The 16430-nt window shown below is 60.3% G+C and carries 17 protein-coding genes; 8 read left to right on the top strand and 9 right to left on the bottom strand.

The window, feature by feature from the left end:
- Window positions 1–51 precede the first annotated feature (51 nt).
- Window positions 52–564 carry a dihydrofolate reductase gene (locus JOE34_RS08190; protein ID WP_003393634.1) on the top strand — a complete coding sequence of 171 codons (513 nt, stop codon included), beginning with the start codon at window positions 52–54 and terminating at the stop codon, window positions 562–564.
- Between the two features lie 190 nt (window positions 565–754).
- Window positions 755–1813, top strand: a complete 1059-nt coding sequence (locus JOE34_RS08185; protein WP_010407183.1) for a hypothetical protein — start codon at window positions 755–757, stop codon at window positions 1811–1813.
- Window positions 1814–1854: 41 nt separating this feature from the next.
- On the opposite strand, the gene trmB is transcribed toward JOE34_RS08185, so the two are convergent.
- The 4 genes from trmB to JOE34_RS08165 all read right to left on the bottom strand — a co-directional run bounded on the left by trmB (window position 1855) and on the right by JOE34_RS08165 (window position 4141).
- Complete coding sequence (gene trmB, locus JOE34_RS08180) at window positions 1855–2502, bottom strand: tRNA (guanosine(46)-N7)-methyltransferase TrmB (protein WP_213589853.1); 648 nt, start codon at window positions 2500–2502, stop codon at window positions 1855–1857.
- Between the two features lie 97 nt (window positions 2503–2599).
- The gene (locus JOE34_RS08175; RefSeq protein WP_003304387.1) at window positions 2600–3394 is read right to left on the bottom strand and encodes a thiazole synthase; all 795 of its coding nucleotides are present in this window, start codon (window positions 3392–3394) and stop codon (window positions 2600–2602) included.
- A 51-nt stretch (window positions 3395–3445) separates the two neighbouring features.
- Complete coding sequence (gene thiS / locus JOE34_RS08170) at window positions 3446–3646, bottom strand: sulfur carrier protein ThiS (RefSeq protein WP_003341343.1); 201 nt, start codon at window positions 3644–3646, stop codon at window positions 3446–3448.
- Window positions 3647–3760: 114 nt separating this feature from the next.
- Window positions 3761–4141, bottom strand: coding sequence for a DUF423 domain-containing protein (locus JOE34_RS08165; RefSeq protein ID WP_010407204.1), 381 nt, complete (start codon window positions 4139–4141; stop codon window positions 3761–3763).
- A gap of 80 nt (window positions 4142–4221) precedes the next feature.
- Here JOE34_RS08165 and mtgA point away from each other — a divergent pair, with 80 nt between their 5' ends.
- Both mtgA and JOE34_RS08155 read left to right on the top strand, forming a co-directional pair.
- Window positions 4222–4932: a monofunctional biosynthetic peptidoglycan transglycosylase gene (mtgA, locus tag JOE34_RS08160; RefSeq protein WP_010407207.1), complete on the top strand. Its 711-nt coding sequence runs from the start codon at window positions 4222–4224 to the stop codon at window positions 4930–4932.
- A gap of 351 nt (window positions 4933–5283) precedes the next feature.
- Entirely contained in the window at window positions 5284–6231 is a 948-nt protein-coding gene (locus JOE34_RS08155) for an IS110 family transposase (RefSeq protein WP_209995143.1), read from the top strand.
- 132 nt (window positions 6232–6363) lie between these two features.
- Here the strand turns inward: JOE34_RS08155 and rpoH are convergent, their stop codons facing one another.
- The 4 genes from rpoH to ftsY all read right to left on the bottom strand — a co-directional run bounded on the left by rpoH (window position 6364) and on the right by ftsY (window position 10520).
- Window positions 6364–7218: an RNA polymerase sigma factor RpoH gene (rpoH, locus tag JOE34_RS08150; protein ID WP_002555629.1), complete on the bottom strand. Its 855-nt coding sequence runs from the start codon at window positions 7216–7218 to the stop codon at window positions 6364–6366.
- A gap of 118 nt (window positions 7219–7336) precedes the next feature.
- Window positions 7337–8371, bottom strand: a complete 1035-nt coding sequence (gene ftsX, locus JOE34_RS08145) for a permease-like cell division protein FtsX (RefSeq protein ID WP_003393643.1) — start codon at window positions 8369–8371, stop codon at window positions 7337–7339.
- Complete coding sequence (ftsE, locus tag JOE34_RS08140; protein ID WP_002555631.1) at window positions 8368–9039, bottom strand: cell division ATP-binding protein FtsE; 672 nt, start codon at window positions 9037–9039, stop codon at window positions 8368–8370. Before ftsE ends, ftsX begins: the two co-directional genes overlap by 4 nt.
- Window positions 9036–10520 (bottom strand): signal recognition particle-docking protein FtsY, encoded by a 1485-nt coding sequence (ftsY, locus tag JOE34_RS08135; RefSeq protein ID WP_046266229.1) that lies wholly within the window; start codon window positions 10518–10520, stop codon window positions 9036–9038. Before ftsY ends, ftsE begins: the two co-directional genes overlap by 4 nt.
- Window positions 10521–10776: 256 nt before the next feature.
- On the opposite strand from ftsY, the gene JOE34_RS08130 reads away from it, so the two are divergent.
- The 4 genes from JOE34_RS08130 to JOE34_RS08115 all read left to right on the top strand — a co-directional run bounded on the left by JOE34_RS08130 (window position 10777) and on the right by JOE34_RS08115 (window position 15508).
- A complete protein-coding gene (locus JOE34_RS08130) occupies window positions 10777–12129 on the top strand; it encodes a pitrilysin family protein (protein WP_003316318.1) in 1353 nt (450 codons plus the stop codon).
- Window positions 12126–13616 (top strand): pitrilysin family protein, encoded by a 1491-nt coding sequence (locus tag JOE34_RS08125; RefSeq protein WP_046266230.1) that lies wholly within the window; start codon window positions 12126–12128, stop codon window positions 13614–13616. Before JOE34_RS08130 ends, JOE34_RS08125 begins: the two co-directional genes overlap by 4 nt.
- Window positions 13616–14206: a 16S rRNA (guanine(966)-N(2))-methyltransferase RsmD gene (rsmD, locus tag JOE34_RS08120; RefSeq protein ID WP_003316320.1), complete on the top strand. Its 591-nt coding sequence runs from the start codon at window positions 13616–13618 to the stop codon at window positions 14204–14206. The genes JOE34_RS08125 and rsmD overlap by 1 nt, the downstream gene beginning before the upstream one ends.
- 267 nt (window positions 14207–14473) lie before the next feature.
- On the top strand, window positions 14474–15508 hold the full coding sequence (locus tag JOE34_RS08115; RefSeq protein WP_080341332.1) for a hydrolase: 1035 nt from the start codon (window positions 14474–14476) through the stop codon (window positions 15506–15508).
- 14 nt (window positions 15509–15522) lie between these two features.
- Here the strand turns inward: JOE34_RS08115 and JOE34_RS08110 are convergent, their stop codons facing one another.
- Window positions 15523–16380 carry a sulfurtransferase gene (locus JOE34_RS08110; RefSeq protein ID WP_046266231.1) on the bottom strand — a complete coding sequence of 286 codons (858 nt, stop codon included), beginning with the start codon at window positions 16378–16380 and terminating at the stop codon, window positions 15523–15525.
- Window positions 16381–16430: the final 50 nt, after the last annotated feature.

Here is a 16430-nt window from a genome sequence, read left to right as displayed (position 1 = left end):
GGCGCATGTCAGTTCATTCGCCTGCCCTGCGACCTCTGATATCCTCGCGACATGAAAACTCATCTGCCCCTCAGCCTGATTGCCGCCCTCGGTGAAAACCGAGTGATTGGCGTCGACAATTCCATGCCCTGGCATTTGCCGGGGGATTTCAAATATTTCAAGGCAACGACACTCGGCAAGCCGATCATCATGGGTCGCAAGACCTGGGATTCGTTGGGCCGCCCGCTGCCCGGCCGCCTCAATCTGGTGGTCAGCCGCCAGACCGACCTGCAGCTTGAAGGCGCAGAAGTCTTCGCTTCACTGGACGCCGCCGTCGTGCGGGCCGAGCAGTGGGCGCAGGAACAGGGTGTCGACGAGGTGATGCTGATCGGCGGCGCGCAGCTTTACGCCCAGGGCCTCCCTCAGGCAGATCGCCTGTACCTGACTCGCGTGGCGCTGAGCCCTGATGGCGACGCGTGGTTTCCGGAATTCGACACGACGCAGTGGGCGCTGGTATCCAACGCCGAAAACGCCGCCGTCGATGACAAACCGGCTTACAACTTCGAAGTGTGGGAACGCGTCTGATCAGCAATTTCTGGAGCAATTGCGGCCGCTGACGAAAAACTGCAACAAAAGTGTCGTTTTTGGTTTCACTGTCGCAAATAAAGGGGCAAACGGCGTCATTTGGCCTTTTTCGGGTCGCTGACGTACTTTTGCCTTCACAATAATTTGTTACGGTCTGCCCCTTCGTTTTTTCGACAAGGGGAAATCGCCTATGAAACTCGTGCCAAAACTGTTGGCCGCGGCCGTCTGCTTCGGGCTTGCCAGCCAGGCTATCGCGGCCACCGAACTGAAGCATTGGCCCGAGCCTGCCGCCAAGGCGCTCGACGCGATGATTGCGGCGAATGCCAACAAGGGCAATTACGCCGTCTTCGACATGGACAACACCAGCTACCGCTTCGACCTCGAAGAGGCGCTGCTGCCGTTCATGGAAAACAAAGGCCTGATCACCCGCGAAACACTCGATCCCTCGCTGAAGCTGATCCCCTTCAAAGACACCGCCGAGCACAAGGAAAGCCTGTTCAGTTACTACTATCGTCTTTGCGAAATAGACGACATGGTCTGCTACCCGTGGGTCGCGCAGGTGTTTTCCGGCTTTACGCTTCAGGAGCTCAAGGGCTACGTCGATGAGCTGATGGCCCTGAAAAAGCCGATCCCTGCGACCTACTACGAAGGCGACACCGTCAAGCAGCTCAATGTCGAACCGCCGCGGGTATTCACCGGGCAGACCGAGCTGTACAACAAGCTGATGGAAAACGGCATCGAGGTGTATGTGATGACCGCGGCGTCCGAAGAGCTGGTACGCATGGTCGCTGCCGATCCGAAGTACGGCTACAACGTCAAACCACAGAATGTGATCGGCGTAAGCACGCTGCTCAAGGACCGCAAGACAGGCGAACTGACCACCGCACGCAAGCAGATCACGGCGGGCAAATACGATCCGAAAAGCAACATGGGTCTGGAGCTGACGCCATACCTGTGGACGCCGGCAACCTGGATGGCGGGCAAGCAGGCGGCCATTCTGACCTACATCGATCAGTGGAAAAAACCGGTCCTGGTCGGCGGCGATACCCCGACCAGCGACGGCTACATGCTGTTTCACAGCGTCGATGTGAGCAAGGGCGGCGTGCACTTGTGGATCAACCGCAAGGACAAGTACATGACCCAGCTGAACGGCATGATCAAGGACAATGCCGCAGCTCAGGCAAAAGAGAAGCTGCCGGTCACGGCGGACAAGAACTGGGTGATCGTCAAGCCGGACGAGATTCAGTAAGCGACACAACATTGCGGGTTGTCAGCAACCCGCAAGCGCGGTCAGTCGACTTTCTCGAACTTTAGATCCCAAACGCCGTGCCCGAGCTTCTCGCCACGGCGCTCGAACTTGGTGATCGGCCGTTCCGCAGGGCGCGGGACGTACTGGTTGTCTTCGGCCTGGTTGCGATAACCGGGCGCCACGCTCATCACTTCCAGCATGTATTCCGCGTAAGGGCCCCAATCGGTGGCCATGTGGAACACCCCGCCGACCTTCAGTTTGCTGCGCACCAGTGCGGCGAATTCAGGCTGCACGATGCGGCGCTTGTGGTGACGACTCTTGTGCCACGGGTCCGGGAAGAACAGCATCAGGCGATCCAGGCTGTTATCCGCGACGCAGCGGTTCAGCACTTCGATGGCGTCGCAATCGTAGACGCGCACATTGGTCAGCCCCTGGGTCAGGACGCCGTTAAGCAGCGCGCCTACGCCTGGAGAATGCACCTCGACACCGATGAAGTCGTGTTCGGGGGCCGCAGCGGCCATTTCCAGCAGCGAGTGGCCCATGCCGAAGCCGATTTCCAACGTACGCGGCGCAACGCGACCGAACACCTGATCGAAATCCACCGGCGTGTCGGTCAGCGACAAACCGTACAACGGAAGGCCTTGATCGAGGCCGCGCTGCTGACCTTCGGTCATACGGCCAGCTCGCATCACGAAACTCTTGATGCGGCGGTGCGGGCGCTCTTCGCCTGCTTCGACAGCAGGCGACTCTGGGTGCGGAACGTGCGAATCAGTCATCAACGGGCTCTTACTTGATCAGGCCATCCAGCGGCGAAGACGCGCTGGCATAGAGTTTTCGTGGCATGCGCCCGGCGAGGTAGGCCAGACGGCCGGCAATTACGGCGTGCTTCATGGCTTCAGCCATCATCACCGGCTGCTGGGCGTGGGCGATGGCCGAGTTCATCAATACGGCTTCACAGCCCAGTTCCATCGCGATGGTGGCATCGGAGGCGGTACCGACACCGGCATCGACCAGCACCGGCACTTTGGTTTCTTCAAGAATGATCTGCAGGTTGTACGGGTTGCAGATCCCCAGACCGCTGCCAATCAGGCCGGCCAGCGGCATGATCGCGATACAGCCGATTTCGGCCAGCTGGCGTGCGATGATCGGGTCGTCACTGGTGTAGACCATTACGTCGAAGCCGTCCTTGACCAGGATCTCGGCGGCCTTGAGGGTTTCGATCACATTCGGAAACAGGGTCTTCTGATCGGCCAGCACTTCGAGCTTGACCAGATTGCGCCCGTCGAGCAATTCGCGGGACAGGCGGCAAGTGCGTACGGCCTCGGTCGCATCGAAGCAGCCAGCGGTGTTCGGCAATATGGTGTAGCGATCAGGCGGCAGCACGTCCAGCAGGTTCGGCTCGCCGGGGTTCTGGCCCAGGTTGGTGCGGCGCACGGCAACGGTCACGATCTCGGCGCCCGAGGCTTCGATGGCCAGACGGGTCTGTTCCATATCGATGTACTTGCCGGTGCCTACCAGCAGGCGCGACTCGAAAGTCCGACCGGCCAGGACGAAGGGCTTGTCGCTGCGAACATTGCTCATCGGAAATCCTCATAACGTGCAGATTGGGTTGGGCGCAGTGCGGATTGCGAACTAGCCACCGCCAATGGCATGAACCACTTCGACCTGATCGCCTTCGCTCAAGACGGTCGTCGCATGCTGACTGCGCGGCACGATATCCAGGTTCAGTTCCACCGCGACCCGGCGCCCTGCAAGGTCCAGACGGGTCAGCAATGCCGCGACGGTTTCGCCATCGGGCAATTCATGGGGTTCGCCGTTCAACTGAATGTGCATGCGAGAGCAGCCATCATTTTTGGGGGGCCAGCATTCTAGCCCGATCAGCCGGTATGACCAAGGCAAAGCCACGCCATTCGTCTCAAGCGCGCCTGCTTTGCGAGGAGCAGACACTCAAGGAGGCGAACCCAGCCTCCAGGCCGCCAGACCCAGCATCGACCAGCCGAACAGAAATGCCAGACCACCGAACGGCGTGATGATGCCCAGCTTGCTGAACCCGGTAAGGGTCAAGGCGTAGAGGCTGCCGGAAAACAGCAAAATACCGACCGCGAAGGAGAATCCGGCCCAGGTTATCAGGCGTCCGGGGATCTGCGTTGCCAGGATCGCCACGCCGAGCAGGGCCAGCGCGTGAATCAGTTGATAAAGCACACCGGTGTGGAACACCGCCAGGTACTCGGCACTCAGGCGTTCCTTGAGGCCGTGGGCGGCAAATGCGCCCAGGGCCACACCGGTGAAGCCGAAGAAAGCGGCCAGCATCAAAAAGCTACGAAGCATCAGGAACTCCAGTGAAAAATCGTCGGACGGCGCACGGTCTGTATAATGGCCCGCTCAACGGGTTCGGCCAAGCCATCTCTATGCTGCAGTCTATTCTTCGTCGCCTCTTCAAAGCCCTGCTGTGGTTCGCCGCAGGCAGTGTTCTCGTGGTCCTGGTTTTGCGCTGGGTGCCGCCACCGGGCACCGCGCTGATGGTCGAGCGCAAAGTCGAATCCTGGTTCGACGGCGAGCCTATCGACCTGCAACGCGACTGGGAACCGTTGGACAAAATCTCCGACAACCTGAAAATCGCAGTCATTGCCGGCGAAGACCAGAAATTCGCCGAGCACTGGGGTTTCGACGTCGACGCGATTCAAGCGGCCATTCTGCATAACGAGCGTGGCGGCTCGATACGCGGCGCCAGCACCCTCAGCCAGCAGGTGTCGAAAAACCTGTTCCTGTGGTCCGGCCGCAGCTACCTGCGCAAGGGGCTCGAAGCATGGTTCACCCTGCTGATCGAGCTGCTCTGGTCCAAGGAGCGCATCCTTGAGGTGTACCTCAACAGTGTCGAGTGGGACGAAGGTGTATTCGGCGCCCAGGCCGCGGCGCAACACCACTTCCGCACCAACGCCAGCGCGCTGTCGGCGCAGCAGGCCAGCTACCTCGCCGCCGTCCTGCCCAACCCGCGCCAGTGGAGCGCCAGCCACCCGAGTAGCTACGTCTCTCGCCGCGCAGGCTGGATTCGTCAGCAGATGCGTCAGCTGGGTGGGGATGAGTATTTGCAGGGGCTGAATAGCAGCCGTCGCTGGTGATGTTTGCGCTCGGTTTCAATGGCCTCTCGCTACCTACGTTCGAGCATGAGAACGGGCCTTTGTAGGAGCGAACTTGTTCGCGAAGGCTTTGTTTTCAACGCCAAATCTTCTGCGACTGTACGGGTCCTTTCGCGAACAAGTTCGCTTGTATGGTAAGACTTGAAGGGAGGAGGAGGGACTTAGTTCGCTTCTGACTGTTCGCGCAGTACAGACCCGTAGGAGATTTCACCCCTCCTCCTTTCACCCAAGCGCCGATAAAGAATGCTTAAGGCTCACAACCTACGATAGAAACAAGCCTGCGCCTCTGGGTGGCCCCTTCAAGTCTGTAAACCTTATCCCCGAGGAGGCGTTATGGCAATGCGGGTTACTCTGGAAAAACCGATCATCGGTGTAGATGTCGCCAAGAATGAGCTGGTGATCTACCACGATCAATATGATCGACTTGAGGCAATCCCCAATACCAAAGTCGCCATCACACAATGGCTGAAGGCCTTGGCGAGCAGCTGCGCCATCGCCATCGAAGCCACTAACGTCTATCACGTCCTGTTCGCGGATGCGGCCCACGAAGCAGGCTGTGACGTTTATATGGTGGATGGCTATCAGCTCAGTCATTACCGTAAAGGCGTCAACATACGCGCCAAAACCGATGCCCAAGATGCTCGTTTGTTGGCCCGATACCTGAAAAACGAGCTTGATGAGTTGCGGCCCTGGATACCTGCGAGCCCGCTTTATCGGCAGCTTCTGAGCCTGTTCCGACGTCGTGCAGCCTTGGTTCAGGCTCGTACTGGCCTGGTGCAAAGCTGGACCAACGAGCCTTTTCTGAGAACAGCGTTCGCCAATCAGGTCAACTCGATGAAACGATTTGAGGCGCTCGTTGAAAAGAAGATTCGCGATGTACTGCAGGAAGCCGGTCTGATGAGGCAGGTCAACCGCTGTATGAAAGTAGAAGGGATCGGCTTTCTGACTGCAGCTCGTTTGGTCACTTCTTTTCAGCGAGGCGAGTTCAGCGGAGCGAACGCCTTTATCGCGTTTCTTGGGCTGGACCTGAAAGTATCCAAATCAGGGCAAAGTGATGGACCTCGTCGATTGACCAAACGCGGCGATCCAGAAGCCCGACGGTTGCTGCACAACGCGGCTATGTCCGGGAGCCGTACGCCGGCCTGGAAGCCTTTTTATGAAGAGCAGAGAAAGCGTGGCTTTAGTACAACTCAAGCGCTGGTCATGCTCTCCCGAAAGTTGGCTCGAGTAGTCTTCGCTCTGTTAAAGAACCAGAGCGAATATCAAACAAAAGTGGCTTGAGGGCTTTCCCAAAACCATAGAATCTCCTACGTTTGGGCATGGGAGCGCAAACGCACAGCATCGACCCGGTAGCTGTCACCAGAAACAAAAACGCCCCGATCATCTCGGGGCGTTTTTCGTTGCCGGGTAGCCTTACGCAGCTATCGACGTCTTGAGCTTGTTCATCGCGCTTTTTTCCAGCTGACGAATACGCTCGGCGGAGACGTTGTACTTCTGCGCCAGGTCGTGCAGCGTGGCTTTTTCTTCTGCCAGCCAGCGCTGGTAGAGGATGTCACGGCTGCGTTCGTCCAGCACGTCCAGCGCCTGATGCAGATTGGCGGTGGAGTTGTCGGTCCAATCGGAGTCTTCCAGTTGACGCGCCGGGTCGTAGCGGTGGTCTTCCAGGTAGTTGGCCGGCGACTGAAAGGCGCTGTCGTCGTCCGCTTCGGCTGCCGGGTCGAAGGCCATGTCGTGGCCCGTCAGACGGCTTTCCATCTCACGCACTTCACGCGGCTCGACGCCCAGGCTTTCTGCGACACGATGCACTTCATCATTGTTCAGCCAGGCCAGACGCTTTTTCTGGCTGCGCAGGTTGAAGAACAGCTTACGTTGCGCCTTGGTCGTGGCGACCTTGACGATGCGCCAGTTACGCAGGATGAACTCGTGAATTTCGGCCTTGATCCAGTGCACAGCAAAAGACACCAGACGCACGCCCATTTCCGGGTTGAAACGCTTCACGGCCTTCATCAGACCGACGTTACCTTCCTGGATCAGATCGGCCTGAGCCAGACCGTAACCCGAATAACTGCGCGCGATGTGCACGACGAATCGCAGGTGGGCGAGGACCATTTGACGGGCCGCGTCCAGATCCTGCTCATAGTAGAGACTCTCAGCCAGTTCACGCTCCTGCTCGGGCGTCAGCAAGGGAATGCTGTTGACCGTGTGCACATAGGCCTCGAGGTTCGCACCCGGGACTAGAGCATAAGCAGGTTGCAAAGAAGTGGTCATACGAAAAAACCTCCAGCGCACAGGTAATGTGCAGTTCAGCATTAGCCAGATTGACCCGGAACCGCTAACCAAGTTCCTTGATATTCAGAGGCCAGTCTGGTGAAACAATAATGTGGCTCTACCGGGGCGCCAGTTCACGAAGATGTCGGGCCACCGCAATCCAGGCACCGATATACCCTAACAGAACCGCTCCAAGCAAGAGGGAAAGACCATCACCCATCGGCACACCGGCCAGCGCAAAGTCACTTCCATAGAGACCTGCCAGTCCGACAACCGCGCCGTTCAGCCAGTTCAGGCCGTAAGCCAGAACGCCCCAGGACAGGATGCCTGCCCCGAAGCCGTACAGCGCGCCCATATAAAGGAAAGGCCTGCGCACGTAGCTGTCGGTACCGCCGACCAGCTTGATGACTTCGATTTCGATGCGGCGGTTTTCAATGTGTAGACGAATTGTGTTACCAATTACTAACAGCAAAGCCGAGACCAGCAAAACCGTCAAGCCGAAAACGAAACGGTCACCCAGTTTGAGGATCGCGGCCAGCCTTTCAACCCAGACCAGGTCCAGTTGCGCCTGTTCTACTTTAGGCAATTCGGCCAGTCGCGTACGCAAGGCTTCCAGCGCAGGTTTGTCCACTTCGTCCGGCGTCACCAGCACCACGCCCGGAAGCGGGTTCTCCGGCAATTCCTTGAGCGCCTCGCCTAACCCGGACTGTTGCTTGAACTCACCCAACGCCTGTTCGCTGCTGATGTACTCGGCATCTGCCACACCGGGCATTGCCTTGATCTCATCGCGCAAACGTGTGCCATCAGCGGTGCTGGCATCCAGGTTCAGGTAGATCGAAATCTGCGCCGCGCGCTGCCACGAACCGCCTAGACGCTCGACGTTGCTCAGCAGCAACGACAAGCCCATCGGCAGGCTCAAGGCTATCGCCATCACCAGACAGGTAAAGAAACTGCCAATCGGTTGCTTGCCCAGACGTCGCAGGCTGTCCAGCAAACTGGAGCGATGGCTTTCCAGCCAGGCGGACAGCAGCGCGCTGAAATCAGGGCCGTCGTCATCGTGGTCATGGCGCTGCTTTTTCTGTTTCGGCGGCACCGGATCGGCGGCTTTTGGCGCGACGCGCTCTGAAACCTTGGGGCTGCGTGTGGCACTCATACTCCGGCCTCCCCGTCACCGATCAGACGACCGCGCTGCAGGGTCAGCATGCGATGGCGCATACGGGCGATCAATGCAAGGTCGTGACTGGCAATCAGCACGCTGGTCCCCAGTCGGTTGATATCTTCAAACACCCCCATGATCTCCGCCGCCAGGCGTGGATCGAGGTTACCGGTCGGTTCATCGGCAAGCAGCAGGGCCGGACGGTGAACAATGGCGCGGGCAATGCCGACACGCTGCTGCTGACCGGTAGAGAGGTCACCCGGGTACAGCTCGGCCTTGTCGGACAACGCCACCCGCTCAAGCGCCGAGTCGACCCGCTTGGCGATCTCGGGCTTGGACAGGCCGAGGATCTGCAAGGGCAACGCGATGTTGTTGAACACCGTGCGATCGAAGAGCAACTGGTGATTCTGGAACACCACGCCGATCTGACGACGCAGAAACGGGATTTGTGCGTTGCTGATTTGCCCAAGGTCCTGACCGGCCAGCATCAGTTTGCCGGTGGTCGGACGCTCCATGGCCAGCAACAGGCGCAGCAGCGTGCTTTTGCCGGCACCGGAATGACCGGTGACGAACAAAAACTCGCCGCGACGTACTCGAAAGCTCAGTTCATGCAACCCGACATGTCCATTCGGGTAGCGCTTACCGACCTGCTCGAATCGAATCATGGACGCTCCCGCTCCGCAAACAATGCCTGAACAAAGGGTTCGGCCTCGAAGGTACGCAGATCATCGATACCTTCACCGACGCCGATATAGCGAATCGGCAAGCCGAACTGCTTGGCCAGGGCGAAAATCACGCCGCCCTTGGCGGTGCCATCGAGCTTGGTCAGCGCCAGCCCGGTCAGCGTGACGGTCTGGTTGAATTGCTTGGCCTGATTGATAGCGTTCTGCCCGGTGCCCGCATCGAGGACCAGCAGGACTTCATGAGGAGCGTCTGCGTCCAGCTTGCCGATCACACGGCGAACCTTCTTCAACTCCTCCATCAGGTTGTCCTTGGTGTGCAGACGACCAGCGGTGTCGGCGATCAGCACGTCGATGCCACGAGCCTTGGCGGCCTGGACGGCATCGAAGATGACAGAAGCCGAGTCGGCACCGGTGTGCTGGGCGATGACCGGTATGTGATTACGCTCACCCCAGACCTGCAATTGCTCGACAGCTGCAGCGCGGAACGTGTCGCCCGCCGCCAGCATGACCTTCTTGCCTTCCAGTTGCAGCTTCTTGGCCAGCTTGCCGATGGTCGTGGTCTTGCCCGCGCCATTGACGCCGACCACCAGAATCACGAACGGCCGGTGTTCGGACTTGATCACCAGCGGTTGCTCGACAGGCTTGAGCATCGCGGCCAGCTCGCCCTGCAACGAGGTGTACAGTGCCTGGGCGTCGGTCAACTGCTTGCGCGCGACCTTCTGGGTCAGGCTCTTGATGATGACCGAGGTGGCCTCAACGCCGACATCGGCGGTCAATAGACGGGTTTCGATTTCTTCCAACAGGTCGTCATCGATGGCCTTCTTGCCCAGAAACAGGCTGGCCATGCCCTCGCCGATGCTGGCACTGGTCTTCGACAGGCCCTGCTTGAGACGTGCAAAGAAGCCGACCTTGCCGGTTTCCGGCTCAGGTGTCGGCGCAGGCGCCGGCACTGCAAGCTCTTGCGCGGCAGGCTGAACCGGCTGCGGCTGTGGCTCCGCAACGGGTTGAACCAGCAACGGCTCAGGCATGGCCAGCTGCGCGATATCCGCTACTGATTCCGCTACGACGGGTTCAGGCTCCAGCGGTTCGGGCACAACCTGGGCATGGTTTTGTTCAGGAATGGCCGGCGTGACATGCGGCTCGCGCTCGTCGCTCAAGGCCACCGGCTCTTCAGTCACCGGCAAGGTCAACCAGGGCTGAGGCGACGGCGCGCCGGGCTCCACATGCAGTTGCGATGCAGGCGCAGCTGCTTCGACAGTGACTTCGGGCACCGATTGCGAGGCAACATGAGGCTCAACCTGCGGCGTCGCGGCAACCTGATCGGCGATCGGGTCGGGTTGCGTCGGGGATGATTCTGCTGGCTTCGGCTCGGCTTGCTGCGGCTTCTTGCGCAGCCATCCGAACAGGCCTTTCTTCTCTCCAGCCTCGGCTGGGGTCTTCTTGTCGTCGTTGGAACCAAACATGGATGACGGCTATCTCAAGGTTGCGGGGCGCCAGAGGGCGACCCGGAAAAATTCTGACATGCAAAACAGACTGCGTTTAGGACTTCTTGTTCACTCAACGGCCGCTTGTGCAGCTACCTTTACCTGCGTTTCAGACAGGTTTCACTCGCAATCGGCCAGTGAAGGCTGTCTCTGAAGCAAACGGATCAGTATCCTAACACCCCCGCGCCCGCCGACGCTAAGTTCAAGCGGGCCGTCCTACAGGTTCAAACTACGAATGAATGCTTTAGCCCGCCGCGCCGCAGGCCTGCTGCTCAGCACAATTTGTCTGCCTTTGACAGCATTGGCTGCCGATCCGCAACCGACTCACGAATTCACCCTCGACAATGGCCTGAAGGTTGTTGTCCGCGAAGACCACCGCGCCCCGGTAGTTGTGTCGCAGATCTGGTACAAGGTCGGCTCCAGCTACGAAACGCCGGGCCAGACCGGTCTGTCCCACGCGCTTGAACACATGATGTTCAAAGGCAGCAGCAAAACCGGACCGGGCGAGTCTTCGCTGATTCTGCGCGATCTGGGCGCTGAAGAGAATGCGTTCACCAGCGACGACTACACCGCCTATTACCAGGTGCTGGCGCGTGACCGTCTGAGCGTCGCGCTGGAGCTGGAAGCCGATCGTATGGCAACCCTGAAATTGCCCGCCGACGAGTTCAGCCGCGAGATCGAGGTTATCAAGGAAGAGCGTCGCCTGCGTACCGATGACCAGCCAATGGGCAAGGCGTTCGAGCGCTTCAAGGCGATGGCCTACCCTGCCAGCGGCTATCACACGCCGACCATCGGCTGGATGGCGGACCTGGAGCGCATGAAGGTCGAAGAACTGCGCCACTGGTACGAATCCTGGTATGCGCCGAACAACGCCACGCTGGTGGTGGTCGGTGATGTGCAGCCGGACGACGTCAAAGCCCTGGCAGAACGCTTCTTCGGATCGATCCCGCGCCGCGATGTACCGCCTTCGAAAAAACCGCTTGAACTGGCCGAACCCGGTGAGCGCAAGATCACCCTGCACGTCAAAACCCAGTTGCCGAGCCTGATCTACGGTTTCAACGTACCGAGTGTCGCAACTGCTGAGGATCCACGCTCGGCCAACGCACTGCGCCTGATTGCAGCGCTGCTCGACGGTGGTTACAGCGCACGCATTTCCTCACGCCTGGAACGTGGCGAAGAGCTGGTCTCCGGTGCCTCGTCGCGTTACGACGCGTTCGCTCGCGGCGACAGCCTGTTCATGATCAGCGCCACACCCAACCTGCAGAAGAAGAAAACCCTGGCCGACGTGGAAGCCGGAATCTGGCGCCTGCTCGATGAGCTGAAAACCAAGGCACCGTCCGCCGAGGAGCTGGAGCGTGTCCGGGCTCAGGTAATTGCCAGTGTGGTCTACGAGCGCGACTCGATCACCAGCCAGGCAACCATGATCGGAGAGCTGGAAACCGTCGGCCTGTCCTGGAAGCTGATGGACAATGAACTGGAGGCGCTGCAGAGCGTAACCCCGCAAGACATCCAGAAAGCTGCCAACACCTATTTCACCCGTGAGCGCCTCAGCGTTGCGCACGTTCTGCCTGAGGAGAAAGCCAAATGATCACGCGCAATGCTCCACGTCATGCGCTGCTTGGCCTGATCCTGGCCGGTTCGCTCGGTGCCTTTGTCGCGCTGCCAGCCCTGGCCGACGACGCCCCTGCCGAGCCAAGCCAGGCCGCTCCCGCGCTGGGCAGCAACTTGCAGACTCTCAAGGAACTGGACGGCAAGGCTCCGGCCCGTCGCGCCCTGAATATCCAGACCTGGAATACCGCCGAGGGCGCTCGCGTGCTGTTCGTGGAGTCCCGCGAGTTGCCGATGTTCGACATGCGTCTGACGTTCGCTGCGGGCAGCAGCCAGGACCAGAAATCGCCCGGCATTGCCCTGCTGACCAACGCCATGCTCAACGAAGGCATCAAAGGCAAGGACGTCAACGCGATCGCCCAGGGTTTCGAAGGTCTGGGCGCCGACTTCAGCAACGGATCCTACCGCGACATGGCGGTGGCTTCGTTACGCAGCCTGAGTGCTGCGGACAAGCGCGATCCGGCCCTGAAGCTGTTCAGTGAAGTGGTGGGTAAGCCCACCTTCCCTGCCGATTCTCTGGCCCGCATCAAGAACCAGTTGATCGCCAGCTTCGAGACTCAGAAACAGAACCCAGGCGCTATCGCCAGCAAGGAACTGTTCAATCGTCTGTACGGCGATCACCCCTACGCTCACCCGAGCGAAGGCGACGCCAAGAGCGTCAATGCCATCACCCTGGCTCAGCTCAAGGCATTCCACGCCAAGGGCTATGCGGCGGGCAATGCAGTGATTGCTCTGGTCGGTGACCTGTCGCGAGACGAAGCACAGGCCATCGCGGCACAGGTCTCGGCCTCGTTGCCCAAAGGCCCGGCGCTGGCCAAGGTCGCTGATCCGGTCGAGCCCAAGGCCGGCACTACGCACATCGAATTCGCCTCCAACCAGACGCACCTGATGCTCGCGCAGCTGGGTGTCGACCGCAACGATCCGGACTACGCGGCGCTGACCGTGGGTAACTCGGTATTGGGCGGTGGCGGCTTCGGCAGCCGGCTGATGACCGAAGTGCGGGAAAAACGCGGCCTGACCTACGGCGTGTCTTCCGGCTTCACCGCCATGCAGGTGGCGGGGCCATTCATGATCGGCCTGCAGACGCGCGCGGAAATGAGCGAAAACACCCTCAAGCTGGTGCAGGATATCGTTCGCGACTTCCTCGCCAACGGTCCGACCCAGAAAGAAGTCGACGATGTGAAGCGCGAACTGACCGGCAGCTTCCCGCTGACCGCAGCCAGCAATTCGGCCATCGTGGGTCAGTTGGGTGCCATCGGCTTCTACAACCTGCCGTTGACCTACCTCGAGGACTACATGGCCGCCGCCCAGAACGTGACCGTCGAACAGGTGAAAGCGGCCATGAGCAAGCACCTGAGCGCCGACAAGATGGTCATCGTCACCGTGGGTCCGACCGTTGAGCAAAAACCATTGCCGGCGCCGACCGACAAACCCGTCCGCCAACCTGCAGGGGTCCCGGAACACTGATGGCCAATCCACGTCCGAAGGGCCACAACGGCCTGGGTCAGCTTCGTATCATCGGCGGAGAGTGGGGCAGCCGCCGCCTGACCTTCCCCGACGCCCCAGGCTTGCGCCCGACACCTGATCGCGTGCGCGAAACCCTGTTCAACTGGCTGGCCCCCTACATCGCCGGTGCCAGGGTGCTGGACGTTTTCACGGGCAGCGGCGCGCTGTATTTCGAAGCCTTGTCGCGTGGTGCCAGCATGGGCCTGGCCCTGGACAGCAACGCGGCAGCCATCGCCAGCCTGCGCCAGAACCTCAATGCACTGAACTGCACCAGCGGCCAGGTCTCCCAGACCGACGCCCTGCGCCATCTGGAAACCGCCACCGCGTCGCCCTTCGACGTCGTGTTCCTCGACCCGCCCTTCCATCAGGGCCTGCTGGCATCAGCCTGCAACCTGCTGGAAAGCCACGGCTGGCTGGCCGACACCGCCTGGATCTACACCGAAAGCGAAACACCGCCATCGACCACCGGCTTGCCGGGCAGCTGGCGATTGCACCGCGAGAAAAAGGCCGGGCAGGTGTATTACGCCTTGTGGCAGCGGGGCCAGGGCTGACAGCTCACGTACCAGTGCTCCGCGTTTGGCATGCAGCTCTTGACGACGCAAAGCGTCATGAACGGCATTCCCACGCTGGAGCGTGCGGAACGAGACTCTTGTAACTATCGTGCCGATGCTCTGCGTCGGCATGCAGTTCTGGACGCTCTGCGTCCTCGTGGTCATGCAGAGTGTCATGAATACATTCCGGCGCTCCCCCCTTACATCCCGGACTGCTTAGTGGCAACGTATAGCCAGTCACCCCTGAACTGATCGTTGAGCAAGCACGTGTCCACACGCCCTACCTTTCTGTCCCATGCCAATCCATTCGTCCCGGCCGTCGGCATGGGCAATCCGCATTTGCAGACGCTTTGGGGGCCGCTGCTGCGCAAGCCGACTTTGCTGGCGCGGACGCGCGAGCGGTTGTGGTTGCAGGACGGGGACTTTCTGGACATGGACTGGCATGGTCCGGATGAGTCCGATAAACCCTTGGTGCTGGTATTGCACGGCCTGACCGGGTCGTCCAACTCGCCCTATGTTGCCGGCCTGCAAAAGGCCATGGCAGCGCTGGGCTGGCCGAGTGTGGCGTTGAACTGGCGCGGTTGCTCGGGAGAACCCAACCTGCTGTCGCGCAGTTATCATTCCGGGGCGAGCGAGGATCTGGCCGAGGTGATCGCCCATTTGCGTTCGCTGCGGCCATTGGCGCCGATTTATGCGGCGGGGTATTCGCTGGGCGGCAATGTGCTGCTCAAGTACCTCGGCGAATCCGGCGCTAGCAGTGATTTACAGGGCGCCGTGGCGGTGTCTGTGCCGTTTCGTCTGGACGAATGCGCCAACCGTATCGGTCAAGGCTTCTCGCGGGTTTATCAGCGCCACTTCATGCGCGAAATGCTGGCCTATATCCGTGACAAGCAGCATCGGTTCCAGCATGAAGGCATCAGCGAGGGCCTGGCCGAACTCGCCGCGCTGGGCTCACTGGAGAACATGCGCACCTTCTGGGACTTCGATGGCCGGGTGACTGCGCCGCTGCACGGTTTTACCGATGCCACGGATTATTACCGCAGGGCGTCCAGCCGCTACTACCTGGGCCAGATTCAGACGCCGACGTTGATCATCCAGTCCAGCGACGACCCGTTCGTGTTCCCTCACAGCCTGCCCGAGCCCAGCGAGCTATCGTCCTGCACCGAATTCGAACTGCACACCAAGGGCGGGCATGTCGGCTTCGTCGAAGGCTCGCTTCGTAATCCGCGCTATTACCTCGAACGTCGCATCCCGCTGTGGCTATGCGCCACCCAGGAGCGCGACGGCTCGCCCACCAGTTGATAACTGATAAAGAATCAATCGGCGCCCGTGGCGATTTCACGCTCAGGATCGTTGATCCACTCGCTCCACGAACCCGCATACAGCGTTGCCAGCGGATAGCCGGCCAGACACAGGGCGAACAGGTTGTGGCAGGCGGTGACACCTGAACCGCAATAGGACACCAGGCTCTCGGGCGGGCGGCCCTGCAGCTTTTCAGCGAAACGCTGCCTGAGCTGCTCCGGCGGCAAAAATCGTCCATCCGCGCCAAGGTTGTCAGTGCAGGCCGCACACTGCGCCCCGGGAATATGCCCGGCCACCGGATCCAGAGGTTCTACATCGCCTCGAAAGCGGGCTTCGGCGCGCGCGTCGATCAAGGTCATTTCCGGGCGTCCCAGACGCCCCTGTAAGCGACTGCCGCTGAGCACCATGGACATGTCCGGCTCACCGCTGAAATGACCGGGTTCACGGTTGGGCGCATCGAGGCTCAACGGCAGCCCCGCGGCGTGCCAGGCCTTCAGCCCGCCATCGAGCAGGTAGACGCCTTCACGCTTGCCCATCCAGGCCAGCAACCACCAGGCCCGTGCGGCATACATTCCCGGACCATCGTCATAGAGCACCACGTCGCTGTCGGCGTTGATGCCCCATGCCTGAAAGCATTGCAGCAAAGCGGCGGGATCGGGCAGTGGATGACGTCCGGTCTTGCCCTTGATCACAGGCCCGCTGAGGTCGCGCTTCAGATCGGCAAAAGACGCGCCCTCGATACGCCCCTGGGCATAACTGCGTTGACCATAGTCGGAATCTTCGAGCGCGTAGCGGCAATCGAGAATCGCCAGGCCTGGAGTTTTCTGGCGTTCAGCCAGTTGCTCAGGGTTGATCAGTTGCGCAATGGACATGACACTCTCCCGTGGCAGAGAACCGACAAGCTGGCTGCTCTTCGGTCCCG

It is taken from the genome of Pseudomonas sp. PvP028 (assembly GCF_017832255.1).
GTDB lineage: Bacteria > Pseudomonadota > Gammaproteobacteria > Pseudomonadales > Pseudomonadaceae > Aquipseudomonas > Aquipseudomonas syringae.
This window is presented reverse-complemented; position numbering and strand designations above follow the sequence as displayed.